Origin of the sequence: Corynebacterium sp. UBA4397, assembly GCF_002390965.1 — a bacterium.
In the GTDB taxonomy this organism is placed as follows: domain Bacteria; phylum Actinomycetota; class Actinomycetes; order Mycobacteriales; family Mycobacteriaceae; genus Corynebacterium; species Corynebacterium flavescens.
Genome location: NZ_DGRD01000033.1, coordinates 20,445 through 44,856, shown reverse-complemented (window position 1 = coordinate 44,856; position 24,412 = coordinate 20,445). Strand labels below are relative to the sequence as shown.

Genomic DNA, 24,412 nt, shown 5'->3' with positions numbered 1-24,412 from the left:
CCGCGGCCACTTCATCTTGGCTAGCCTAGGCTCATGCTTTTCTCACTGCACCAGTCTCCCCGGCCTGGTCTTTTCGCCGCCGCCTCTGCGCAGCCTTTAGCTCCCGCGCCGGAATCAACCACGCCGTCCCTTTCATCGGTTCCGTGCCACGCGGGCTGGGCTACCTCATTGAGCGCTTCAACGATGTGCCTGCCCCGGACAACTGCGAATAGGAACACACAATAGAGATCACAGAAAGCCGCGAACCTGTACAAGGTTCGCGGCTTTCTGCTGCTAACTCAGGCGCTAGCGCGGCTGACCAGCACCAGCCGGTGGCGGGTTCTGCCCGTCATCCGTGGAGCCGGACGATGCCGGTGCCTGCGGCAGCGTATCCGGAGACAAGTTGTCGCCCTCCGGTCCGCCGTGGATGTCATCATCGATCTCGGTGGCGACTTCCTCGTCGTGCTCGCGCACCTCGGTGTCCTCGAGCTCCTTCTCGTTGCTGAAGGCACCCTCCGGCAGCGGCTTCGGGTGCGGAGTGAAGGTGAAGCTGGCCTTGGAGTTGTCCTTAGACTCTCCATCCCAGTCCGCAACATCGACGGCGATGATCTCCCCTGCGCCAATCTCTCCGAAGAGGATCTTCTCCGAGAGCTGATCCTCAATCTCGCGCTGGATGGTACGGCGTAGCGGACGAGCACCGAGAACGGGGTCGAAGCCACGAGCGGCCAACAGGTCCTTGGCCTTCTGCGTGAGCTCGATGCCCATGTCGCGCTCCTCCAGCTGCTTTTCCACACGCCCGATGAGCAGCTCCACCATCTGAACGATCTGCTCGCGGGTGAGCTGGTGGAAGACCACGACCTCATCGATACGGTTGAGGAACTCAGGCCGGAAGTGCTTCTTGAGCTCGTCATTGACCTTGTTCTTCATGCGGTCATACTGCGCATCCGCGTCCGTCTCCGAGGAGCCGGTGAATCCCAGGCCGACGGCCTTGGAGATGTCCTGGGTGCCCAGGTTGGAGGTGAAGATCAGCACGGTGTTCTTGAAGTCAACGACGCGACCCTGGCCATCGGTGAGACGGCCATCCTCGAGCACCTGCAGCAAGGTGTTGTAGATCTCCTTGTGCGCCTTCTCGATCTCGTCGAAGAGGACCACAGAGAATGGCTTGCGGCGGACCTTTTCAGTCAGCTGGCCGCCTTCCTCATAGCCCACGTATCCCGGAGGTGCACCGAAGAGACGGGAGGCGGTGAATCGATCATGGAACTCACCCATGTCGATCTGGATAAGATCATCATCCGAACCGAAGAGGAAGCTGGCCAGCGCCTTCGAAAGCTCCGTCTTACCCACGCCGGAAGGACCGGCGAAGATGAAGGAACCGGAGGGACGACGCGGATCCTTCAGGCCTGCACGGGTACGACGAATCGCCCGCGAGACGGCGCGAACCGCCTCATCCTGGCCGATGATGCGCTTGTGCAGCTCATCTTCCATGTGCAGCAGACGAGAGGATTCCTTCTCCGTGAGCTTGAGAACCGGAATGCCGGTCCAATGAGCCAGAACCTCGGCGATCTGATCCTCGCCCACCTCGGCGATTTCCTCGAGGTCGCCCGAGCGCCACTGCTTTTCCTTTGCTTGGCGCTCCTCCCCCAGCTTGCGCTCCTTATCGCGCAGGCCGGCGGCCTTCTCGAAGTCTTGAGCGTCAATGGCGGCTTCTTTTTCCTTGCGGACCTCCGCGATGCGGTCATCGACCTCGCGCAGGCCCTCCGGCGCAGTCATGCGCTTGATGCGCATGCGGGCACCGGCCTCATCGAGAAGGTCCACTGCCTTATCCGGCAGGAAGCGATCATTGATGTATCGATCCGAAAGCGAGGCCGCGGCCTTGAGCGCATCATCGGTATAGGAAACGCGGTGGTGCGCCTCGTACTTATCGCGCAGGCCGCGCAGAATGAGGATGGTGTCCTCGAGCGAAGGCTCGTTGACCTGCACCGGCTGGAAACGGCGCTCCAGTGCCGCGTCCTTCTCGATGTGCTTGCGGTACTCATCCAGCGTGGTGGCGCCGATGGTCTGCAGCTCACCGCGGGCGAGCTTGGGCTTGAGCAGGGAGGCCGCGTCAATAGCGCCCTCGGCTGCACCGGCACCGACCAGGGTGTGGATCTCATCGATGAACAAGATGATGTCACCACGCTGGTTAATCTCCTTGAGGACCTTCTTCAGGCGCTCCTCGAAGTCACCGCGGTAGCGCGAACCGGCCACCAAGGAACCCAGGTCCAAGGAATAGACCTGCTTATCCTTCAGGGTCTCCGGCACGTTGCCGTTGACAATATCGAGGGCGAGGCCCTCCACGACGGCAGTCTTACCTACGCCGGGCTCGCCAATGAGCACCGGGTTATTCTTGGTGCGCCTAGACAGCACCTGCATGATGCGCTCAATCTCGGACTCGCGCCCCACAACGGGATCGAGCTTTCCATCCTTCGCAGCCTGGGTAAGGTTGCGCCCGAACTGGTCAAGCACCAAGGAGTTAGAGCGCTCGCCGGTAGAGGTGGCCTGCGGGCCACGCATGCCGGGCTGGCCGGTTCCAGCGCCGACGGGGCCGGAGCCCTGTGCAGCGCCTTCCCCGCCTTCGCCCGATCCACCCTCATAGCCCGAGAGCAGCTGAATAACCTGCTGGCGCACGCGCGGCAGATCCGCACCCAGCTTAATAAGAACCTGCGCGGCTACGCCCTCACCCTCACGGATGAGGCCAAGCAGGAGGAACTCTGTGCCAATGTACTTGTGGCCCATCTGGAGGCCTTCGCGCAGGGAAAGCTCGAGGACCTTCTTGGCGCGCGGAGTAAAGGGGATGTGCCCGGTATGGGGCTGCGTGCCCTGGCCGATGATCTCCTCGACCTCGCGGCGTACATCCTCCAGCGAAATGCCCATAGATTCCAGGGCCTTGGCGGCTACGCCTTCGCCCTCGTGGATGAGTCCGAGCAGAATATGCTCGGTACCGATGTAATTGTGGTTGAGCATGCGCGCCTCTTCTTGCGCCAAAACGATGACGCGGCGGGCACGGTCTGTAAACCTCTCGAACATAGCTATCTACCTTTGCGATTTCGCTCTTAATGTGTCATCTACTCTAACGCGCCTTGAGCCCACTCAATCCCCGGTTTTCCGCCAAGCACCCGCAAAACGCTTCTTTGTGCAGCTCAAAGGGGTGTACGCCGGTAGCGAACACCCCTATTTATCAGTGAGATTCCTGCGTGGGCACCCGCCGCAGCAGCGGGGCCAAGATGACCACGGCTACCGCCAGCACGCAGCCGAAGAGGAATGCCCACTGCGTGCCTTGGGCCGTGGCGGCGGCCTGGTCAAGGCCAGACTGTATTCCGGCGTTGGTTCCGCGGGTCAAGAAGACCACCAAGAAGGCGGTTCCCACCGCACCCGCCAACTGCTGGAGGGTATTCATGATGGCCGAGCCGTGGGAGTAAAGATCCTTCGGCAGCGAGGAGAGCGCGGTCGTCATCAGCGGGGTCATCATCAGGCCCATTCCGAGAGCAAAGAGGACGTGCATGCCCACCACCATCCAGACCTGCGAGTCTTCATTGAGCGTGGACATCAGAAATATGCCTCCCGCGAGCATGAGGGCGCCGGGGATGAGGAGGGGGCGGGGGCCGTGGGCGTCGAAAAGCCGGCCCACCGCGGGGGAAATCACGCCCTGCAGGAGACCGCCGGGCATGACAACCAGCCCCGTTATAAGTGCACTGACCCCCAGCGAGGTCTGCATGAAGATCGGAAGCACGGTCACCGAGCCAAGCATCAGCCCAAAGGAAACAAGCATGATGGCCACGGCGATTGTGTAGCTGCGCACGCGGAAAGGCCGCAGATCCAACAGCGCGCGGCCTTGCTTGGCCAGCGCAATCTGGCGGCGGGTAAAGATGACGAGCGCCACCGCGCCACACGCCGCGGCGATGATCTCCACCGCCCCGCGTCCCTCGAGGATCTTCTCAATCGATGACAGGCCATAGACCAATCCGCCAAAGGCGACAGCGGAAAGGATCACGGAGGCCACATCCAGCGGGGTATCAAAATTCTTGCCCACATTGACCAGCTTGGCGTAGCCCAGACCCGCCGCCAGCGCGACCAACGGAACCATTGCCCAGAAGATGACGTGCCAGGTGGCAACGTTAATGATGGCGCCGCCCACCGTTGGCCCCAGCGCGGGAGCCACGGAAATGACGACGGAGATAACCCCCATCATGGTCCCGCGCCGCTGCGGCGGCACGAGGTTCATCGTCACAGTCATCAGCGTGGGGATCATCAGGGCCGTGCCCACGGCCTGAATCACGCGCCCCGCCAACAAGACGATAAAGACCGGAGCTATCGCCGCAACCACGGTGCCGACGAGAAAGAAGCCCGTGGCGCACAGGAAAATCTGGCGCGTGCTGAAACGATCAAGCAGGTAGCCGGTGGTCGGGATGACCACGCCCATGGTCAACATGAAACCGGTGGTCAGCCACTGGGCGGAGGTGGCCGGGATGTCGAAATCAACCATGATCGAGGGCAGCGCCACCGACAAGGAAGTCTCATTCAAAATCATGATCATCGCCGCGAAGACGAGGATTGCGAGGTTGATAATCACCTCGCGAGTAAGTTGAGAACCGGTCTCCGGCCCCTGCTTTTCAGAAGACAAAACGCGCTGACAAACCTTTCCTTTTTGCACAGGCGCACTGGGCTTTTTCAACCCCCCCAAGCGCCCGAAAACGACAAGAGTGCACGCTACCATGGCCGCGCGACAAGCGCCTCACCGCCGCCGCACAGACCTAGCGTCCAAAGTTGGAGGGGCGAATAAAGGGTAGAATTGCGGCGTTTGATTCTCTAGCACACCCCGCGCTCGAAGGAGCACAAAAGATGCACTTCCTCAACGATTCCCGCCCGCCCTATGAACTTACTTATTCCGATGTATTCATGGTGCCCAGCCATTCCGACGTCGAGTCGCGCATGGCCGTGGATTTGCGCAGCGGCGATGGCACGGGAACCACCATCCCGCTCATCGTGGCCAACATGACTGCCGTGGCGGGTCGGCGCATGGCTGAGACCATCGCCCGACGCGGCGGCATGGCCATCTTGCCCCAGGACGTCCCCGTCAGCGCCGCAACCGAGACCATCCACTCGGTCAAGTCCGCGCATTTGGTCTATGACACTCCCATTACCGTCAAACCACACCACACCGTGGGCTATACCGATAACCTCCTGCACAAGCGCGCGCACGGCGCCGCCGTGGTGGTTGAGGACAACATGCCCATTGGTCTGGTCACAGCCAAGGATCTGCGCGGTCAAGATAACTTCACCAACGTCGGGCAGCTGATGTCGGTGGACCTGCTCACCCTCCCCGTGGGCATCGACCCGCAGGAAGCCTATAGCTTGCTGCGCCGCGCCTCCCGCAAGCTGGCGCCCGTGGTCAACAAGGACGGAACCCTGGCCGGCATCCTCACCCGCAAGGGTGCGCTGCGGGCGACGATGTACCAGCCGGCCGTCGACAAGCAGGACAGGCTCCGGATCGGCGCCGCCGTGGGCATCAATGGTGACGTGGAATCGCGCGCGCAGGCGCTTGTCGACGCCGGGGCAGACGTCCTCGTCATCGACACCGCGCACGGCCATCAACAGCGCATGCTCGGCGTGCTGCACCGCATCAAGGCACTGGGGCTGGGCGTGCCACTCGCCGCCGGCAACATCGTCACCGCGGCCGGCGTCACCGAGCTTGTCCAGGCAGGGGCCGACATCATCAAGGTGGGCGTGGGTCCGGGCGCAATGTGCACCACCCGCATGCAGACCGGCGTGGGCCGGCCGCAGTTCTCCGCGGTGCTCGAATGCGCCGCAGCCGCCCGCGAGCTCGGCGCGCATGTCTGGGCCGATGGCGGCGTGCGCGACCCGCGCGACGTGGCGCTCGCACTGGCGGCCGGAGCCTCCAATGTCATGATCGGTTCCTGGTTTGCCGGGACCTTCGAATCCCCCGGTGACCTGCACCGCGACGCCGACGGCGCCTTCTACAAGGAATCCTTCGGCATGGCCTCGCGCCGCGCCGTGCGCAACCGCAACTCTGATACCGAGGCCTTCGAGAGGGCGCGGCGCGAGATCTTCGAAGAGGGGATTTCTACCTCGCGCATCTACCTCGACCCGGAGCACGGCGGGGTGGAGCACCTCATCGACCGTATTACCTCCGGGGTGCGCTCTTCCTTTACTTACGCGGGCGCGGATTCCATCCCGCAGTTCCACGAGCGCGCGGTGGTCGGCGTGCAATCCGCCGCCGGCTTTGCCGAGGGGCTGCCGCGCGCGACGAACCGCTAACGCTTGAGGCTATTATCGCTCGGGCTTGACCAGCGGGAATAGCACCGTCTCGCGGATTCCCAGGCCCGTGAGCGCCATGAGCAGGCGGTCGATGCCCATGCCGGTGCCCGCTGTGGGCGGCATGCCCTGTTCCATGGCGGCGAGGAAGTCCTCGTCCAAGACCATGGCTTCCTCGTCGCCGCCGGCGGCCAGGCGAGCCTGATCCTCGAAGCGCTCGCGCTGAATGACGGGATCCACGAGCTCCGAGTAGCCGGTGGCCAGCTCGAATCCGCGCACGTAGAGGTCCCACTTCTCCGTCACGCCGGGCTGGGAACGGTGCTGGCGCGTCAGGGGCGAGGTCTCCAGCGGGAAGTTCTTGACAAAGATCGGCCCCTCGAGCTGATCCTCACACAGGACCTCCCAGATCTCCTCCACCAGCTTGCCGTGGCCCCAGCCGCCATCCTTCGGCACCGCGAGGCCGATGAACTGCGCGATGGCCTTGAGCTCCTCGACGCTGGAGTCAATGGTGACCTCGGGCTGGCCGGGGAACTTGCGCGCCAGGGCCTCGTTGAGGGAGGGATACATCTCAATCTCCGGCCATTCCTCGCCGCCGAGATCGTATTCACTGCCGTCCGCCAAGGTCACCTTGTGGGTGCCAAAGACCTCCATGGCCACGGCCTGGATGGATTCGCGCGTGGTACGCGCGCAATCGTTGTAATCCCCCCACGCCGCATAGGTCTCCAGCATGGCAAACTCCGGCGAGTGCGAGCGGTCGATGCCCTCGTTGCGGAAGTTACGGTTGATCTCAAAGACGCGATCGATGCCGCCGACGACGGCGCGCTTGAGGTAGAGCTCCGGCGCAATGCGCAGGTAGAGGTCGATATCGAGCGCATTGGAGTGCGTGACAAAGGGCCGCGCCGCAGCGCCGCCGTGCAGCGTCTGCAGCATCGGAGTTTCAATCTCGACGAAGCCCTGATCCTCCAGATAGTGGCGCAGCGCACGGATGACGTAGACGCGGGTCAGCGCGTTGCGGCGGGCCTCCTCGCGCAGGATGAGATCGTTATAGCGCTGGCGCACACGCGTATCCTCCGCCATGTCCGCGAAGGCCACGGGCAGCGGGCGCAGGGCCTTGGCGGCCATGGCCCACTTTTTTGCCATGACGGAGAGCTCCCCGCGGCGCGAGGAAATGACGCGACCGCGCACGGAGACGAAGTCCCCCAAGTCCACGTCAGCCTTCCAGGCGGCCAGGGCCTCCTCGCCGACCTCAGCCAGGGAAAGCATTGCCTGCACCTTGGTGCCGTCCCCGTCCTGCAGGGTGGCAAAACACAGCTTGCCTGTGTTGCGCATGAATATCAGGCGCCCGGCAATGGCGACCTCGTCCGAGGTCTCCTCCCCGACCGCCAGGTAGCGCACGCCTTCCTCCGTGCCCGGCTGCTCATCTGGGCCGAGGACGCGATACTTGCGGCGCAAATCCGCCAGGGAAATAGTGCGATCTACGTGCACCGGATAGGCCTCGATGCCGCTGGCAAGCAGGCGTTCGCGCTTCTCGTGGCGGATCCGTACCTGCTCGGGAATGTCTTGGGTCTTCTTCTGCTCGCTCACGCTTGTCTAGGGTAGTCGATCCGCTCGACACGGAGCGATTTGACCCTGCCCGCGCTTGGCGAAGGCATTCTTTCACCGTCTATTCATCTCCACGCCACGTGGGTGCAACGGCGGGGAAATGTGGCGAATCTTAAATAGTTGCGTCCCGATCACGCCCAATTCTCTCCCCTGCGGCGTGATCTCGTCTTTTCAACTACACATGGAGCACATTGTCTATGGCACTTCAAGGCCGCAACCTGTTGAGTAAAATGTTCACGTCTTCTCGATCCAGCCTTACCTGTACCTACAAATGCGGAAACGCTTGCTTGGGCGAGTGCGAAAACACCTCTGACAACGCCTACTTCGGCGACCAATTCTCTCGCCGCACCGCACTGCGCGCCGGAGGCCTCACCGTTTTCGCCGTGGGCGGCGCCAGCGCACTAGCCGCCTGTTCCTCCTCCGAGGATGCCTCCTCCCAGGCTGCGGGATCCTCCGCACCGGGAACCACCGAGCCCACGATCGAGCTGACCTCTGCGGAGGGCATGAAGTTCGAGCCCGTCGCCCCCAATACCAAGGACGAGGTCGTCCTCCCCGCCGGCTACGCGCAGTCCGTGCTCATCGCCTGGGGAGACCCCATCATCGAAGGCGCCCCCGAGTTCGACGACAAGAACCAGACCGCCGCTGCCGCCGAGAAGCAATTCGGCTTCAACAATGACTTCGCCGGACTCATCGATCACCCGGATGATGACAACCGCATGGTCTACATGTGCTCCCACGAGTACACCACCGAGCCGATGATGTTCCCCAACTACGATCCCGACAACCCCACCGAGGAGCAGGCCAAGATTGGCTGGGCCGGCCACGGCCACTCCATCGTCGAGGTCTCCAAGGTAGGCAAGACGGGCGAGCTGAAGCGCGAGTTCGGCCCCCTCAACCGCCGCATCACCGCCACCACCCCCTTCGTCCTCGTCGGGCCGGCCAAGGGCAGCGACCTGGTCAAGACCAGCGCTGACCCGCAGGGCGAGCGCGTGCTGGGCACCTTGAACAACTGCTCCGGCGGCATCACCCCGTGGAACACCATGCTCTCCGGCGAGGAGAACTTTGACCAGTACTTCGCCGCCGGCGACAACGTCGACGAGCGTGCCAAGAAGTCCCTTGCGCGCTTCGGCATCAAGGAACCCGAGACCGAGCGCAAGTGGGAGCGCTTTGACAAGCGCTTCGACGTGGCCCAGGAGCCCAACGAGCCCAACCGCTTCGGCTGGATCGTTGAAATCGACCCGCTCGACCCCACCTCCACGCCCATCAAGCACACCGCGCTGGGACGCTTCAAGCACGAGGCCGGCAACATCCACATCACCTCTGATGGCACCGTGGTCTGCTACTCCGGAGATGACTCACGCTTCGAGTACATCTACAAGTTCGTCTCCACCAAGAAGTTCGAGGAAGGCAACCTCAAGCACAACCAGACCATCTTGGACAACGGCACCCTCTACGTAGCCGTGGCCGAGGGCAACTCGCCCCAGGATGAGATTGACGGCTCCGGTGTCCTGCCGGAGGACGGAGCCTTCGACGGCACCGGCACGTGGGTCAAGCTGCTCACCTCCGATACGGAGAACAACAAGTTCGAGTCTCACGTCGATGGCTTCAGCGCCGAGGAGGTCGCCGTCTTCACCCGCGAGGCCGCCGACAAGGTGGGCGCAACCAAGATGGACCGCCCCGAGGACATGCAGGTCCACCCGAAGACCGCCAAGGTCTACGTCGCCTTGACCAACAACTCCTACCGCGGAGCCACCGGCGAGAACGCCAAGAAGAACAAGGAAGACGCCCGCGAGTGGGCACCCATCAAGGAAAACAAGAACGGCCTCGTCATGGAGATCGAGGACGATCACGCCGGCGAGAAGTTCACCTGGAACCTCTTCCTCGTCTGCGGCGACCCCAACGAGGCCAACACCTACTTCGGCGGCTTCGACAAGACCAAGGTCTCGCCGATTTCCTGCCCCGATAACCTGGCCTTTGATAACCACGGCAACATGTGGATCTCCACCGACGGCAACGCCCTCGACTCCAACGACGGCCTCTATGCCGTCACCACCGAGGGAGACACCCGCGGCGAGCTCAAATGCTTCCTAACGGTCCCCGCCAGCGCCGAGACCTGCGGGCCCATCGTCACCGATGAGCGCGTCATGGTCAACGTCCAGCACCCCGGCGAGGCTGACGACGCCACCTTCGAAGCCCCCACTTCGCACTGGCCCGACGGCGGCAACTCCACCCCACGTCCGGCCGTCGTGGTCGCGTGGAAGAAAGATGGCAACATCGGCGTCGAGTAGTTGACACCGCCACGTAGTTATCCACAGGCTGCGCTTTAAGCCCTCGCGCGCTGTGGCCCCCGCGCCTTAGGCTTAGGCCCATGTTGCAGACCTACGCCGCACAGCTGGCCTCGCCGATGGACCTCCTCGGCGAGGCCTTCGGCCTGTCTGAAACCGAACTCCGCGCCCTCGGGCTGCCGGCCAGCGAGGCACGCGAGCTTTTCCATCTGGCCCAGGTCTACTTCGGGCCCACCGCGTTTAGCGCACGTCAGCGTGCCGCCCGCGCTACGGCGCACTCGCTGCCCACGCTCAAACTCATCGAGCGTTACGCCGCCCGTACCGGCTCTCAGCGCGAGGCCTGGGCGCTGCGCGAGCGCCTGTGCACCGCCGCAGGAGATACCCCACAAATCCAAACTCTGGCACGCTCTTTAGTCCCCGCGCGGCGGCCCCCGCAGCGCGGGGTGCGCCTTACCAGGCGGCGCGACGGCGACTGGACACTGAGCATCACCGGCGAATCTTCGCTCTTGGCGGATGTATATGCGGCGGTGGGCTCGGGTGTGGAGGGCGTCGACAAGCTTATTCGCCATGGTGCAGGGCGGGCGCGGGTGACCACCAACGTCATTGTCACGCTCGACGCGCTTGACCGCATCTTAGACGGCGACGGCGAAGAAGTGACCCTGCGCATGACCAACGGCGCCACGCTGACCGGGGCGCAGCTGCTGCAACGGACGCTGAGCGAGCACGGCTACGCCACGCTGGTGCACCCCGTATCCGGGCCGGTCAATCTCTACCGCACGCAGCGCCTCGCCAGCGCCAAGCAGCGAATCATGGCCAGCGCGCAGAACCCCACCTGCGCCTGGCCCGGGTGCAACCATCCCGCAGACACGGCGCAGATACATCACCTGCGCGCCTGGCATCACGGGGGCAACACCAACGCCGACAATCTCGCGGTGTGCTGCAGTTATCACAACTCCATCAACGACGATGACCCCAACGCACCGCCGCGGCGCGGCCGGCTCGTGCGCCAAGAAGGCCGCGTGACCTGGATTCCGCCCTGGGGCTAACGAGCCTCCAAGACCTCCTGCGCAAAGTCGAAGAGAGGGGTGGCTACCCCTGCGCGCTTGCCCATGCGGCGGATGGCTCCCACCTGCGCGTCGAGCTCGCTGGGAAGCCCGGCCGTGATGTCGCGCTGCATGGACGAGGTGGCCTCGGCATATTGCTGATCCACAAAACCCAGCGTGTCCTCGACCACCGTCTCTGCCAGGTTGACGCCGAGCGCCCGGGCGACGGACTCGACCTCGCGCATGAAGGCCTTAAGCTGCCCGCGGATAGCGGTGCGCAGATAACCAATCGGCTCGTCTACCAACGCGCCGAGCGCGCCCGTCGTGGTAACAAACATGGCCTTGGCCCAAATATCGGCCAGTGCATCGTCCTCCAAGGCGCTGTGCGCGCCGCCCGCCCGCAGCGCCTCGACGAGCTGCTCGCCCGTCCGAAGGGTCCCCTCAGCGTGCTCAGCCTGCGGCAACAGCCCAAAGGCCAGACTCAGCGGGCCCGGATTGCGCTTCACTCGCGCCGGCCGCAGGCGGGTGGCGTAGACGCGCGCGACCCCAGCCAAGACGTTGTCTGCCCCGAATACATCCGCGGCAAGGTAGGGAATCTCCACCGAGTTGTGCGTCGTCACCACGGGCACGCCCTGCAGTTGCGCGCGATCTTCCTCGCTGCCGAAAGTATCATTGTCCGGCAGCGCCTTCGAAGCAATAATCGCAGCGTCCAGCCCGCCGAGAGCCTCGCGTGCCTCGGCAAAACTGGCGGTTGCGGTCACGTTGAGGACGGTGGCGCCGGCGGAGTCGATAAGCGTAAGCCCCGTGGTGCGCAACGTCTCTAGGCTCTCGCCGCGTGCCACGAATGCCACGTCATGCCCCGCTTGCTGAAGAATTCCGCCAAAGTACCCGCCGATCGCGCCGGCTCCTAAGATTCCGATTTTCATTCTCCACACCTTACCTGCGCGCCAGGCGGCCGCGAGGGCGTTATCCGTTGTCGATGTTGCGGAACCCAATGCCGATGGGAACGCCAACATTGTCGATGAGGCGCACCCCACCGATGGTCGCGGCGACCAGCAGCCGCGCATCACCAACCTCGGGGGCCGGGCCAAGGTCGCGTCCACGCAAGGCGAGGTACTCCGGTGTCACCCCGGCGGCGTCGAGCACCTGGCGCGCGACGGAAAGCACGGCCTGCGCCCCGTCTTCCGCGGCGTATGCCCCCGCGGTCAGGGCAGCCGACAAAGCGCCGGCGCGCTCACGCTCGGTCGCAGGTACCTCCGCGTTGCGCAGACTCACCGCCACCCCGTCCGGCATGCGCACCACGGGCACACCACGCACACGCACGCCCAGGTGCAGGTCGTTGATGGCCTGCCCCAACGCCACGAGCAACTCGTAGTCCTTCTCGCCCACGAAGACCTCGCTCGGACCGAGCGCACCGATGAGCGCCAGAATGCGCGTGAGCTCCGGGGCGAGGTCCGCCACCGACTCGAGGCCATGGTCGAGCGGAACCACCTGGGTGCGCTGCCCCTTCGGCCACAGGTCGCGGTAAAACCACAGGTAGTCCACCCCCTCCAGCGCAGCGGCGTCGACGCCCTCCTCCACCGCGGCAACAACCACGGCGCCACGGCGGCGGGCGGCGGCTCGCACCAACGCAATGTGCCCGGCATGCACACCTCGCCCCAGCGGCACGAGCGCCACCGGCCGCCCGGTCTTGCGGTAGGCGCTGCCGACCATGCGGATGCGCTCAAAGTCTGTGACAATTTCCGTCATTTGTTCTCCTCCTGCAGGGCCCACAACTCTAGTTCTTCGCGCAATTCGACCTCGCCTAGGCGGCGGGCGCTCTCCAAGTAGCTGCGCCGCAGGCCCGGCTCCTCGATGGCGTAGAAGGCCGCGACGATCTCTTCGCTGTCGACATTGCCCAGCAGTTCCGGCGGCTCGTCCTCAAAAAGATCCGCGTGTCGGGCCAGGCGCCGCAGCATGCGGGCGTAGTAGACCCGCGCCGCCAACCCCGGCCGCTCGGTATCGCGGTATTCGACGGTCGTAGCACCCATTTCGCCCACGATGAGGCTCGCGATGGTCTCACCGAGCTCATCGAGCGCGCTTATCGCCCAGCGCTTCTGCGCGAAGGGGGCAGCCGCAACAGCGACAACGCCGTGCGCCTCGAGCGGGTCGAGGACCTGCACGCCGCGCGAAAGGCACGTATGAATGACGATGAGTCCGTCGAAGACGAAGCTCTCCAGCATCTCGACGGTGGCCTCAAGGCGCGCGTCTCCAACGCCGACAACAAGGGCTTGGAACTCGCGGAGGTCGCCGGGATCCTCCAGCTTGACGACGTCGTGCCCCGCCCCCATCATCCCCTCCACCAGCTCGCGCCCCGCGGAGGAGTCTCCGAGGTGGGCCACTCGCATGCGAGGGGCCTGCATGTCTACTTGCCTTTCTTTTTCATCTCGGCCATGAGCTCCGCGACTGTCACGGAGCCGTCGCGGCGCTGGTCACTGCGGCGACGCCCGCGCGGCTCTGCGGACTCTGCGGTTTTCTGGGTCTCGGCGTTCCAGTGCCGGGCCTGGTGGACGTGAGTATCCTTCGCGGCAAATTGCGTGGTCTCGTCTGCTTCGGCGGCCCAGCGCACGGCCTGGAAGGAATTGGTGTCGAAGCTCGGGCGCTCTGCAGACTTCGCCGCGGACTTCGCTGCAGACCTATCTGAAGTCTTATCCGAGGTCTTTGCTGCAGCGGGCTTCGCACCATCTTCGGGAGCGGGCTCGGCGACAGGCTCTGGCTCTACGGCTTCTGGTTCCGCGGCCGGTTCCGTTTGGGCGAAACGCCCGGCTAGCGGCTCAGCGACCGGCTCAGCTACAGTCGCCGCAACCGGCTTAGCAACCGGCTTAGCAATAGGCTCCGCGGTGGGCTCTGCAACCGGCTCGGCAAAAGGCTCGGCAAAAGGCTCGACAAAAGGCTCAGCGGCGGGTTCCGGCGCCGGCGAGGCGGCAGCGGGCGCAGACTGGCGGGGCGCGGATTGATGCTCGCGGATCTTCTCGCTGATGATGTCACTGAGCGGGTTAGCCTCGGCAGAGGCAGAGTGTGCCGCGTTGCCGAGGAGCCCGGAGATGGCCGCCTCGGAGGGCGCGCCGTAGGATTCTTGGGAGTATTCGCGCTCGCTGGCCGCCTTGGCTTGGGCTTCGAGCTCGAGGATGCGCCGCGCCTCGGCGTGGAGGGCAGCTGGCTCATAGGTCAGGTCGCGGCCGGTGAGATCCTCGATCTGAGCGCGGATAGAGGCGAGCTCGCTGCGGATTTCTTCCAGAATGTCGAGGTCGGCTTGGCCGCGGTCGTCTCGGGCGGCGAGCGCGGAGGAGTCGGCGTGGGCGGCGGCGGCATCGAGTTCCGCGCGGTGCGCGCGCTCTTGCAATTCGAGCTTGGTCACAGATTCCTGCGCCTGACGGCGATAGCGCACCACGAGGAAGAAGCCGAGCACCGCTGCCCACAAGGCGGCGACGAGTGCGATTTTCAGCGCGGCAGAGGAACCGGACACCAGCATGACGATGCTGGCCAGGCCGGCCAACACCACTAGGACAATCAGGCCGATTGAGCCGGCGTCCGGCTTGGATGAGTTGCTATCTTGTGGGCTCCGCGCAGTCATGCCCCCTAATTTACCGCGCCCAACTCAGTATTCAACGTTTATTAGGCACGGCGTTGCGCGCTTAGGCACCGCCGGGGGCGGAGGCGCCGTCGGCAGGCGGGCTCACCTCGCATTGGCGCTCCAGCACGATTCCGGCGACCGCCATCGCGGCCCCGCCGAGGGCGGAGGTGATGACGCCGATGAGGTCGCTTTGCGCGGCGAGCAGCTCCCCTGCGCGAGGTACGACGTGGATGGCTACGCCGAGGTATGCCGCTCCGACGATGGTTCCCGTCCACGCGGAAGCCTTGCCCACCAGCAGGAATTGCGCGACGGTGAGGGGGTTGAGCTGGGAGCTGTCGAGCCCGATACCGTGGGCGTCTTCCTTGCGGGCCTGGGAGACTTTGCGCGCGAGCACGCCGCAGACCACCGCCATCACCCACAAGGTGATGGATACGGTGGCAGGTATCGCCAGCATGGAGCCGTAGAAGCGGGTGGTGAGCATTGCCGACGCCACCGTCACGAATACGGCCGCGCCCACGAGCGCGCTAATCGACGTCCTCTTCATCGCAGATCCTCCATTCTCCCCAGCTCGCGCACCGCGGCGACCTCGGCCGGATCCAGTTCCGCGATGAGCGCGGATACGGGGCGCTCTCCCAACTTGGCCTGCGGGTCAGCGGACAGCCAGGGCACGAGCACGAAGGCGCGCTGCGCGGCATAGGGATGCGGCAAGGTCAGCTCCGGATTGTTGGACTCTACGCCTTCTACCTGCACGATATCGACGTCGAGTGTGCGCGGGCCCCAGTGGCGCAGCCGCACGCGCTGCGCGGCGGCCTCCAGTGCCTGGCCGCGGCGCAACAGCTGCAGCGGGGTCTCGGGCACCTCGACCACGAGCACCGCGTTGAGGAACTCTTCCTGATCTTCTACTCCCCAGGGCGGGGTGGCATATACAGGCGAGGAGGCAACTATCTGGCCCGCGAACTCCGCGAAGACGCTGTCCAAGAGCGCCACGCGGTCCTCCAGGTTGGATCCGATAGACAGTACCGCGCGCATCAGTTGCCCCGCTGCGTTTTCCGGGAACGTCTTGCCACTACGGCCACATCGCCGAAGGTGCGGGGAATGGGAGCCTGCGGCTTGTGCACAGTTACCTCGATGGCGTAGAGGAACGGGAAGGTATCCATCGCGGTCTGGGCCACCTCGGTGGCCACGGTCTCGATGAGGTCGCGGGAGGGGCCTTCGACGATGTGTGCGGCGACGTCGGCAAGCTCGGCGTAGTTGATGGTGCGCGCTAGGTCATCCCCGGGGGCGAAGTCGAGCCAGCAGGTGATGTCGACGATGAAGGGCTGGCCGGCGCGCTTCTCCTCGGCGAAGACGCCGTGGTAGCCAAAGCACTCCAGGCCTTTAAGTTCGATGCGATCTGCCATGTGATTTCCTTTCGGGGCGCTACCTGGCGCCGTTGGTATAGATGCCCGTAGCGTTGCGCCCGCCGCGGTAGGCCGCCCCGGCGTTCCAGGCGGCGGCGACGTCGACGGCATCGCGCGAGACTGCCACCTCGTGGACCCGCACGCCCCACGCCCCCAGCTGGGAGGCGATGGCGGTGACCGCGCTGGTCGCCGCGTCTGCCAACAAGGGCCCCGACTCAAGGCCGCGATCATCACGGATGGCGGCGAGGAAGCGCTTGCGCGAGGCCCCGACGAGGATGGGAAACTCGCCCGCGATGAACTCCGGCAGCGCCCGCAGCAGCGCCCAATTGTCCTGCGGTGTCTTAGCAAAGCCCAGACCCGGGTCGAGAACAATGTTCTCGCGGTGAACCCCCGCCTCCACCGCGGAGGCGCTGAGCTGGGCGAGCGCCGCGTGGACATCCGCAACCACATCGCCGGGGTGATGGCTGCCGGCCGCCGAGCCAAACTTGACGGTGCGCCAGTGCATGAGGCACACCGGGATATCCGCGGCCGCCATCGTGGCATACATCTGCGGATCTGCGAGGCCTCCGGAGACGTCATTGATCATGTCCACGCCGACCTTAGCCGCCTCCGCGGCCACCTCGGCGCGCATAGTGTCCACTGAGGTGCGGATTCCCTCTGAATGCAGCGCCGCGATGACTGGCACCACGCGGCGCAGCTCTTCTTCGGCGGACACGCGCACGGCGCCGGGGCGAGTGGACTCGCCGCCGACGTCGACCATGTCTGCGCCCTGCGCCACAAGCTCGCGGGCGTGCGCAAGAGCTGCTTCTACGTCGATAAAGCGTCCGCCATCGGAGAAGGAATCCTCAGTGACGTTGAGGATTCCCATCACCAGGGTCCGGCCCTGCACCGTGAGATCGTCGATACTCATGAGACTATTCTCCTTGCCCGACTCCGGGAGGCGGGGTTCAGCGTCTAACTGCGGATAAGGCTTAAGACCTCGGCACGCGAGGCGGCATTGGTCTTAAACCCGCCGCGCACTGCCGACGTCGTGGTCGTAGCCCCCGGCTTGCGGATACCGCGCATGGCCATGCACAAGTGCTCGCATTCGATGACGACGATGACGGACTGCGCGCCGAGCACCGACACCAAAGCGTCAGCGACCTGGCGGGTCAACCTTTCTTGGACCTGCGGGCGCTTGGCGTAGACATCCGCCAGGCGCGCGAGCTTGGATAACCCGGTCACCCGCCCATCCTTGCCGGGAATATAGCCAATGTGTGCCACACCGAAGAAGGGAACGAGGTGGTGCTCGCAGGTGGAGTAAATGGGAATATCGCGCACGAGGACGAGCTCTTGGTGCTCCTCAGAAAAGGTCTTGTGCAAAACCTCAGTGGGATCCTCGTGGAGCCCAGCAAAGACCTCGCGGTAGGAACGAGCCACCCGCGCGGGGGTTTCCCGCAGGCCCTCGCGGTCGGGGTCCTCCCCTACCGCCAGGAGCAGCTCGCGCACTGCTGCCTCTGCTCTATCTTGATCGAAGGCAGCTATGGCCGGAATCTCGCTACTTGTCATCTTTTCCTTCTTCCACGTGGGGGCCGGAGGCATAAGGGTTCGAGCTCGATTCTTCCACGCCGGGCACAGCCCAGTTATTGCTCGGCTTGGAGTGCCGCCCGCCGGCCAGCTGCGCGGATGGTTCCTGCTCAGGCACGGTATTCCCTGCGCCCTCGGCGTTCGCGGTACCCTCTGTGCTCTCAGCGTTCTCTGAGCCTTCTGGGCCCGCTGTGCCCGCTGTGCCCGCTGTGCTCTCTGTGCTTTCCACAGGCTCGTCCACGACGTCGCCCGCATGCTGCCCAAAGTTGAATCCAATCTCGCCCTTGGCTTCCTCGCCTGCTTGGCGGCGTTCCCGGGCGGCACGGGAGGCGTCGAGAAGCGTCATGCGCTTCGGGATTTCCTCGCCGCGCGCCTGGGCCAACTCGACCGGGGTCTTGACCGGCTCGCGCCCCGCCTGGCGGGGGAAGCGATCATCCTCGTTGGGGAAGACGTCGAAGGCCGGGCGCGGCTCGATGCCGGTGAAGATGCGCTCGAGGTCCGGCCGGCGCACCGTTTCCTTCTCTAGGAGCAGATCCGCGAGCTTATCAAGGTAGTCGCGGTGCTGCGCCAGGATGTCATAGGCCTGCTGGTGGGCGCGATCGAGCAGATAACGCAGCTGATCGTCGATGCGCGCGGCCACCGCGTCGGAGTACTCGATGGAGCCGCCGCCCATGCCGTAGCCAAATGGATCGCCCTGCTCCTTGCCATACTTGACGGTGCCCAGATCCGGGGAGAAACCGTACTCGGTGAGCATGGAGCGCGCGATCTTGGTGGCGTTCTCAATATCGGAGGAGGCGCCGGTGGTGGGCGCGCCGAAGACTAGCTCCTCGGCCGCGCGCCCGCCCATGGCAAAGACCAGCCGCGCGAAGAGCTCGTCGCGGGTGTACATGCCCTTGTCATCTTCTTGCGCGGTCATGGCGTGACCGCCGGTGCGCCCGCGGGCCAAGATGGTGACCTTGTACACGCGTTCGATGTCCTTGAGCGCCCATGCGGCAAGCGTGTGCCCGCCCTCGTGATAGGCGGTGACCTTCTTCTCGTGTTCGGAGATGATCTTGCCCTGACGGCGCGGCCCGCCGACGACGCGGTCGGTGGCTTCCTCGAGGGCGTCATAAGTAATGACGTTGCCGCCGATGCGCGCGGTGAGCAGCGCGGCCTCGTTAAGCACGTTGGCCAGGTCAGCGCCGGACATGCCGGCGGTGCGCTTGGCCAGCTGGGCCACGTCAACTTCCTTGGCCAGCGGCTTGTCCTTGGCGTGGACGCGCAGGATCTGCTCGCGGCCGGCCAGGTCCGGGTTGGTCACGGGGATCTGGCGGTCGAAGCGGCCCGGGCGCAGCAGCGCCGGGTCGAGGATGTCGGGGCGGTTGGTCGCCGCGATGAGGATGACGCCCTCGCGGTCGCCGAAGCCGTCCATCTCCACGAGCAGCTGGTTGAGGGTCTGCTCGCGCTCATCGTGCCCGCCGCCGGTGCCGGAGCCGCGCTGGCGGCCCACGGCGTCGATCTCATCGACGAAGATGATGCAGGGACTATTCTCCTTGGCCTGCTTGAATAGGTCGCGCACGCGGGAGGCGCCCACGCCGACGAACATCTCCACGAAGTCCGAGCCGGAGATGGAATAGAAGGGAACGCCCGCCTCCCCGGCCACGGCGCGCGCCAGCAGCGTCTTGCCTGTGCCGGGAGGGCCGTAGAGCAGAACGCCGCGCGGGATCTTGGCGCCTAGGGCGTAGTAGCGGTCCGGGTTGTCCAGGAAGTCCTTGATTTCACGCAGCTCGTCGACGGCCTCATCCGCACCCGCCACATCGGCGAAGGTGTTGGTGGGCATGTCCTTGGTCAGTTCCTTGGCCTTGGAACCGCCGATGCCGAACATCCCGCCGCCGTTTTGCTGCATACGAGACATGAACCAGAACAGGAAGGCGAACAAGATGAGCATGGGCAGCAAGAAGCTAATCATGGAGCCAAAGAAGGACTCTTGGGTCACCTTGGTCTGGTACTTGTCCGCACCAGAATCCTTGACGGCGTTGAAGATCTGCTCGCCGGCACGTGCCGGGTACTTGGCAATTACCTCTTCGACGCCTTCGCGCTCTTCCACCTTGACCGGGTTCTTGAGCTTGAGGCGGACCTGCTGCTCGCGATCGTCGATCTGCGCCTCCGCCACGTTCTTATCCTGCAGCTGCTGGACGGCTACCGAGGTATCGACCGGCATATAGCTGCGGGAATCGTTGGTGAAGAAGGTGAAGGAGTAGATCGCTATGAGGACCAGCGCGGCAATCGCGCCGTAGCGAAGAATGTTCTTGTTTCTCTTAATTTTCATCTATGCGCGACTTTATTGGTTGTTATAAACATCGGGGTGAAGTGTACCCACGTAGGGCAGGTCGCGGTAGTGCTCCGCGTAGTCGAGGCCGTAGCCAATGACGAACTCATTGGGGATATCAAAACCCACCTCCAGCAAGTCAATGTCGGCCTTGATGACCTCCGGCTTGCGCAGCAGGGTAACAACCTCCAGGGAGCGCGGGTTGCGGCCTTTAAGGTTGCGGATGAGCCAGGAGAGGGTGAGCCCGGAGTCGATGATGTCCTCGACGATGAGGACATCTCGGTCCTCAATGTCGCGGTCCAAATCTTTGAGGATGCGCACTACCCCGGAAGATGAGGTGGCATTGCCATAGGAGGATACGGCCATGAACTCCAGCTGGGAGGGAATGCTAAGCGCACGGGCGAAGTCGGTGAGGAAGAATACTGCGCCCTTGAGCACGCACACGAGGATGAGTTCTTCCTCGGCATCGGCATAGCGCTGCGAGACTGACTGCGCCAGCTCTTTGATGCGGTTGTGGAGATCCTCTTCGTTGATGAGGACGGCTTCGACATCGTTGCCATAGCGATTGGCGGGGACGTTGAAGTCTTTGTTGCTGTGCACTTGCTTGCGCTCCTTTTAGCGTCCGGACAATAGGGCTAGTTTGCCACCAACCCGGGTGACTTCCAACCTTTGCCCCTGCTTTGGCTCAAATCCGGGTTCGGCCGCCACGGCAACGGCACCCTGGCCGTGCCACTGGGTGCATAGCTTGGCGATGTCGCGTAGACCCTGCCGGGTCACCTTCACGTGCTGGGCCACGAGCCAGCTAGCCAAGGCGCGTCGGCGCACCGGATCGGCCAGGCGCGCGAGTTCAGCGCAGTCCGGGCGCGGGCCAAGCGGGGCGCTGGTCAAGGCGGCGTCGTCAGCCGCGACGTCTGCGGCTGCCTGGGCCAGGGCGGGAACGACGTCTCCTCCCACGATATCGTTCAGCTGCGGGAGGATGTCGTGACGCAGCCGGGCGCGGCGAAAGCCCTGGTCAAAGTTCTGGGGATCGCGCCAGGGCTCGAGTCCCAGCTCGGCGCAGGCACCGAGGGTATCGGCGCGGCGCACGTTTAGCAGGGGCCTTAAGATGTGCGCGCCCTCGATCTCGGCGCGCGGGGACATGCCGGAGGCCTTGCCGCGCAGCACGCCCAGCAGGAGGGTTTCTGCTTGATCGTCTGCGGTGTGAGCCACGGCGATAAGGGGCGCGTGCTGCGCCAGAGCCCGGTAGCGGGCCACCCGCGCTGCCGCCTCGAGCGACTCCCCTTCTGCCACCTGCACGGTGAGGACGCGGGCATAAGCCCCCAGTTTTTCGGCCTGGGCGGCGGCGCGGCGCGCCTGGGCAGCCGAGCCTTCCTGCAGCCCGTGGTCCACGCAGAGCGCGGTGACTTCGTGGCCCTCCGCCACGAGGGCTGCGGTCAGGGCGAGGGAATCGGCCCCGCCGGAGAGCCCCACCGCTACCTGGTGGGGAGTGTCTGCGGCGCGCACGCCCTGCCGGCAGGCCAAGAAGTGCGGCGAGTGGCGCGGCCAGAAGGCTTCCATCACGAGCCTTCCTTTAGAAATCGTGCAAGGCTGCGGCGAGCCGGTCCTGGGCCTGGCGGGCGGCAAGCAGGTCCCCGTCATTGACCATGAAGGCGAAGGCGTAGACGCGCCCGGATTCTCCCTGCGCGGTGCCGGCCAGCGCCGAGGTGCCGGTCAGCGTACCCGTCTTGGCGCGGACGTAGCCGCGCGCCCCGGAGCCGGAATAGCGGTCATAGAGCGAGCCTTCGCCCCCGGCGATGGGGAGATAATCCAGGATGGGTCGCAAGGAGTCCTGGGTGACGGCATGCTGGGCAATCTGAGCCAAAAGGGCCGGGGGGATGCGGTTGTCTACGGAGAGACCGGAGGCGTCATTCAGCTCGACGCCGGCGGTATCAAACCCCTGTTCTTGCAGGCTGGCTAAGGTCGCCGCGGCGGTGCCGCTAAAGCTGGTCTCCTCGCCGCGCGAGCGGGCCATTTCGCGCCCGATGGCCTCGGCAGCGACGTTATCGGAGTGCTTGATCATGTGCTGCGCGCGCACGGATAGGGGCTGCGAGTCCACCTCCGAGAGGACCGCCGCGCCGGCTGGCGCCACCGCCACCCCAACTTTGTCGGTTCCCAGGCGCGTGGCGAGCTGACGCGCGACATCCAGTGCGGGCTCGTGACTGCGGGGTACATCGCCCTCGGTCTGTCCCAGGCGTGCGCCGTAGTACATCGCCGGCTCCATGGGGGCCACGTATCCCTCATCCACGTTGACGGGGTCCCAGCCTTTGCCCTCAGCGGGGCCCTTCCACACGGAGGTATCGATGGAGACGGACTCAGCATGGCCGATGGGCTCCGCCAGCGCGTCCAACTGCTCCGCGTCGAGCCACACGTCCCCTGAAGCCTTGATGATGACGTTGCCTTCCTCGGCGCCCTTGAGCACCTGGGTGCGCAGCCGCTCCGATTCATCGAGCTCCGCAGTGGCCGCGGCGATGGTGAGCAGCTTGGTGGAGGAGGCAGGAACGAGCGGGGTGCTAGCGTTCTTGTCCCAGATGACCTCGCCGGTGGTGGTATCGATGACTTGGCCACCAAAGGTGGCTAGGGCCTCGTCCGTGGAGAGCTCGTCCAGGCGAGCCTTGAGCGCGGCCAAGTCCACCTCGCCGGGGACGGCCTTCTGCAGGGCGGTTTCCGGCGCAGGCTCAGTAAACGGCGTGCCGTGATCCAAGTCCTCGTAGGTGTGCTGAACGCTTATTCCCAGGCCCACCGTGGCGGCGACGGCCGCGGTCACCAGCACCGCCGCGGACGTCCACCAAATCTGCTTCGCTTTCATCGCCTTTAACCCTAGCGCTCTTGGGCGACACGGTAGACTATTGGGAGCAATTGATAACCCACTTCCTTATGGAGGAATGCGCAGTGAGCGTTGAAGTAACCATCGAAATCCCCAAGGGCTCCCGTAACAAGTACGAGGTCGACCACGAGACCGGCAAGGTCTTCTTGGACCGCTACCTTTTCACCCCCATGGCCTACCCGGCTGACTATGGCTTCATCGACAACACCTTGGGTGAGGACGGGGATCCGCTGGATGCTCTCGTCATCCTGCCGGAGCCGGTCTTCCCGGGCGTCGTCGTCAAGGCGCGCATCCTGGGCGTGTTCAAGATGACGGATGAGGCCGGCGGCGATGACAAGCTGCTGTGCGTGGTTGATGATCCGCGCTGGGAGCGCTACCAGGACATCGATGATGTTGAGTCCTACCTCAAGGATGAGATCGAGCACTTCTTTGTCCACTACAAGGACCTGGAGCCCAACAAGGAAGTCACCGGTTCCGGCTGGGGCGACAAGGCCCAGGCTGAGAAGATTCTCGCCGAGGCCATCGAGCGCAACAAGTAGTAGGCACCACCGTATAAAAGCGCGTCGGCCAGGTAGCATTGCGGGCATGGAAAATATCAGCCCCAAGAATGTGCCTGCCGGCGCGCAGCTTATTGATGTCCGCGAAAATGACGAGTGGGCTGCGGGCCATGCCCGCGGCGCCACCCATATCCCTCTAGGGGAGCTCACAGACCGCCTTAAAGAGATCGATCCGGGTAAGGACATCTACCTCATCTGCCACTCCGGCGGGCGCAGTGCCCAGGCCGGGCAGTATCTAGAGGCCGCCTTGGGCTGGGATGTCATCAACGTTGAGGGCGGGACCCAGGCCTGGCGTGCCGATGGCCTGGCCATCGACGTAGATTAATTGGATTGCACCCATCATTTGAGATTATGATGGTGGGATGTCATCCACACCTGGTAGTGCGGTACCCACCGCCCTTCTCCAATCCCCCTCCTTCCAGCTCGAGCGCCTGCGCCGCCGCACGCGCGACGAGGTCGAGGCAGCGCTAGCCTCCCGCAAGACCTCCCTGCGCGAGTTCTGGGTCTTAACCTGTCTGGTCGAGGCGGACGCCGCCTCCCAATCCGCACTCTCGGAAACCCTGGCCATTGACGCCTCGGATATGGTCCGCCTCATTGACGCCCTCGAGGGCCACGGCTGGGCCAAGCGCGAGCGCGATCCCAAGGACCGCCGCCGCCAGATTGTCGCCTGCACCAAGAAGGGTCCCAAGGCCCACGGCGAGTTGGCCATCATCGTCTCCGAGGCCGAGGACGCAGCGCTCGACGAGTCCACGTCCAAGCAGCTCAAGCACCTGCGCAAGCTCGCCAAGGCCATTATTGCCGCTGACGAGGATGAGGCATAGGCGCAATGGAATCGACTGAACCAGCGGAAAAAACGTCCGCCGGGCGCCACGCGCTGCCCGATG

The 24,412-nt window shown here is 64.6% G+C and carries 22 protein-coding genes; 6 read left to right on the top strand and 16 right to left on the bottom strand.

Features of this window, described 5'->3' with window-relative positions; genetic code table 11:
- Positions 1 to 285: 285 nt before the first annotated feature.
- The gene (locus B2696_RS07865) at positions 286 to 3,045 is read right to left on the bottom strand and encodes an ATP-dependent Clp protease ATP-binding subunit (protein WP_286954918.1); all 2,760 of its coding nucleotides are present in this window, start codon (positions 3,043 to 3,045) and stop codon (positions 286 to 288) included.
- 151 nt (positions 3,046 to 3,196) lie between these two features.
- Positions 3,197 to 4,639: an MDR family MFS transporter gene (locus B2696_RS07860; RefSeq protein WP_286954917.1), complete on the bottom strand. Its 1,443-nt coding sequence runs from the start codon at positions 4,637 to 4,639 to the stop codon at positions 3,197 to 3,199.
- 218 nt (positions 4,640 to 4,857) lie between these two features.
- Between B2696_RS07860 and B2696_RS07855 the strand changes: the two genes are divergently transcribed.
- A complete protein-coding gene (locus B2696_RS07855) occupies positions 4,858 to 6,294 on the top strand; it encodes a GuaB1 family IMP dehydrogenase-related protein (protein ID WP_286954916.1) in 1,437 nt (478 codons plus the stop codon).
- Between the two features lie 12 nt (positions 6,295 to 6,306).
- Here B2696_RS07855 and lysS read toward each other — a convergent pair whose 3' ends face one another.
- Positions 6,307 to 7,875: a lysine--tRNA ligase gene (gene lysS, locus B2696_RS07850; protein WP_075730567.1), complete on the bottom strand. Its 1,569-nt coding sequence runs from the start codon at positions 7,873 to 7,875 to the stop codon at positions 6,307 to 6,309.
- Between the two features lie 215 nt (positions 7,876 to 8,090).
- Here lysS and B2696_RS07845 point away from each other — a divergent pair, with 215 nt between their 5' ends.
- Entirely contained in the window at positions 8,091 to 10,181 is a 2,091-nt protein-coding gene (locus B2696_RS07845; protein WP_286954915.1) for a PhoX family protein, read from the top strand.
- 80 nt (positions 10,182 to 10,261) lie between these two features.
- Positions 10,262 to 11,224 carry an HNH endonuclease signature motif containing protein gene (locus B2696_RS07840; protein ID WP_286954914.1) on the top strand — a complete coding sequence of 321 codons (963 nt, stop codon included), beginning with the start codon at positions 10,262 to 10,264 and terminating at the stop codon, positions 11,222 to 11,224.
- Here B2696_RS07840 and B2696_RS07835 read toward each other — a convergent pair.
- The 13 genes from B2696_RS07835 to dacB all read right to left on the bottom strand — a co-directional run bounded on the left by B2696_RS07835 (position 11,221) and on the right by dacB (position 22,953).
- Complete coding sequence (locus B2696_RS07835) at positions 11,221 to 12,147, bottom strand: 2-dehydropantoate 2-reductase (RefSeq protein ID WP_286954913.1); 927 nt, start codon at positions 12,145 to 12,147, stop codon at positions 11,221 to 11,223. The genes B2696_RS07840 and B2696_RS07835 overlap by 4 nt on opposite strands.
- A 40-nt stretch (positions 12,148 to 12,187) precedes the next feature.
- Positions 12,188 to 12,970 (bottom strand): pantoate--beta-alanine ligase, encoded by a 783-nt coding sequence (locus tag B2696_RS07830; protein WP_286954912.1) that lies wholly within the window; start codon positions 12,968 to 12,970, stop codon positions 12,188 to 12,190.
- Positions 12,967 to 13,623: a hypothetical protein gene (locus tag B2696_RS07825; protein WP_174775513.1), complete on the bottom strand. Its 657-nt coding sequence runs from the start codon at positions 13,621 to 13,623 to the stop codon at positions 12,967 to 12,969. The genes B2696_RS07830 and B2696_RS07825 overlap by 4 nt, the downstream gene beginning before the upstream one ends.
- A 2-nt stretch (positions 13,624 to 13,625) precedes the next feature.
- Positions 13,626 to 14,834, bottom strand: a complete 1,209-nt coding sequence (locus tag B2696_RS07820; protein ID WP_286954911.1) for a DUF6779 domain-containing protein — start codon at positions 14,832 to 14,834, stop codon at positions 13,626 to 13,628.
- 61 nt (positions 14,835 to 14,895) lie between these two features.
- Positions 14,896 to 15,378, bottom strand: coding sequence for a DUF3180 domain-containing protein (locus tag B2696_RS07815; protein ID WP_286954910.1), 483 nt, complete (start codon positions 15,376 to 15,378; stop codon positions 14,896 to 14,898).
- Positions 15,375 to 15,863 carry a 2-amino-4-hydroxy-6-hydroxymethyldihydropteridine diphosphokinase gene (gene folK / locus B2696_RS07810; protein WP_286954909.1) on the bottom strand — a complete coding sequence of 163 codons (489 nt, stop codon included), beginning with the start codon at positions 15,861 to 15,863 and terminating at the stop codon, positions 15,375 to 15,377. Before folK ends, B2696_RS07815 begins: the two co-directional genes overlap by 4 nt.
- A complete protein-coding gene (folB, locus tag B2696_RS07805; RefSeq protein WP_286954908.1) occupies positions 15,863 to 16,234 on the bottom strand; it encodes a dihydroneopterin aldolase in 372 nt (123 codons plus the stop codon). The genes folK and folB overlap by 1 nt, the downstream gene beginning before the upstream one ends.
- 19 nt (positions 16,235 to 16,253) lie before the next feature.
- Positions 16,254 to 17,144: a dihydropteroate synthase gene (gene folP, locus B2696_RS07800; protein WP_286954907.1), complete on the bottom strand. Its 891-nt coding sequence runs from the start codon at positions 17,142 to 17,144 to the stop codon at positions 16,254 to 16,256.
- A gap of 44 nt (positions 17,145 to 17,188) precedes the next feature.
- Positions 17,189 to 17,782, bottom strand: a complete 594-nt coding sequence (gene folE, locus B2696_RS07795; protein ID WP_286954906.1) for a GTP cyclohydrolase I FolE — start codon at positions 17,780 to 17,782, stop codon at positions 17,189 to 17,191.
- The gene (gene ftsH, locus B2696_RS07790) at positions 17,772 to 20,108 is read right to left on the bottom strand and encodes an ATP-dependent zinc metalloprotease FtsH (RefSeq protein ID WP_286954905.1); all 2,337 of its coding nucleotides are present in this window, start codon (positions 20,106 to 20,108) and stop codon (positions 17,772 to 17,774) included. The genes folE and ftsH overlap by 11 nt, the downstream gene beginning before the upstream one ends.
- Before the next feature lie 12 nt (positions 20,109 to 20,120).
- A complete protein-coding gene (hpt, locus tag B2696_RS07785; protein ID WP_286954904.1) occupies positions 20,121 to 20,708 on the bottom strand; it encodes a hypoxanthine phosphoribosyltransferase in 588 nt (195 codons plus the stop codon).
- Between the two features lie 15 nt (positions 20,709 to 20,723).
- Positions 20,724 to 21,665, bottom strand: a complete 942-nt coding sequence (gene tilS / locus B2696_RS07780) for a tRNA lysidine(34) synthetase TilS (protein WP_286954939.1) — start codon at positions 21,663 to 21,665, stop codon at positions 20,724 to 20,726.
- A 13-nt stretch (positions 21,666 to 21,678) separates the two neighbouring features.
- Positions 21,679 to 22,953 (bottom strand): D-alanyl-D-alanine carboxypeptidase/D-alanyl-D-alanine endopeptidase, encoded by a 1,275-nt coding sequence (gene dacB / locus B2696_RS07775; protein ID WP_286954903.1) that lies wholly within the window; start codon positions 22,951 to 22,953, stop codon positions 21,679 to 21,681.
- A gap of 83 nt (positions 22,954 to 23,036) precedes the next feature.
- On the opposite strand from dacB, the gene B2696_RS07770 reads away from it, so the two are divergent.
- From B2696_RS07770 to B2696_RS07760, 3 genes are read left to right on the top strand one after another with little or no spacing between them, the layout of a single operon-like run.
- Positions 23,037 to 23,510, top strand: coding sequence for an inorganic diphosphatase (locus B2696_RS07770; protein ID WP_286954902.1), 474 nt, complete (start codon positions 23,037 to 23,039; stop codon positions 23,508 to 23,510).
- A gap of 46 nt (positions 23,511 to 23,556) precedes the next feature.
- Positions 23,557 to 23,853 (top strand): rhodanese-like domain-containing protein, encoded by a 297-nt coding sequence (locus B2696_RS07765; RefSeq protein WP_286954901.1) that lies wholly within the window; start codon positions 23,557 to 23,559, stop codon positions 23,851 to 23,853.
- Between the two features lie 37 nt (positions 23,854 to 23,890).
- Entirely contained in the window at positions 23,891 to 24,349 is a 459-nt protein-coding gene (locus B2696_RS07760) for a MarR family winged helix-turn-helix transcriptional regulator (protein ID WP_286954900.1), read from the top strand.
- Positions 24,350 to 24,412 lie beyond the last annotated feature (63 nt).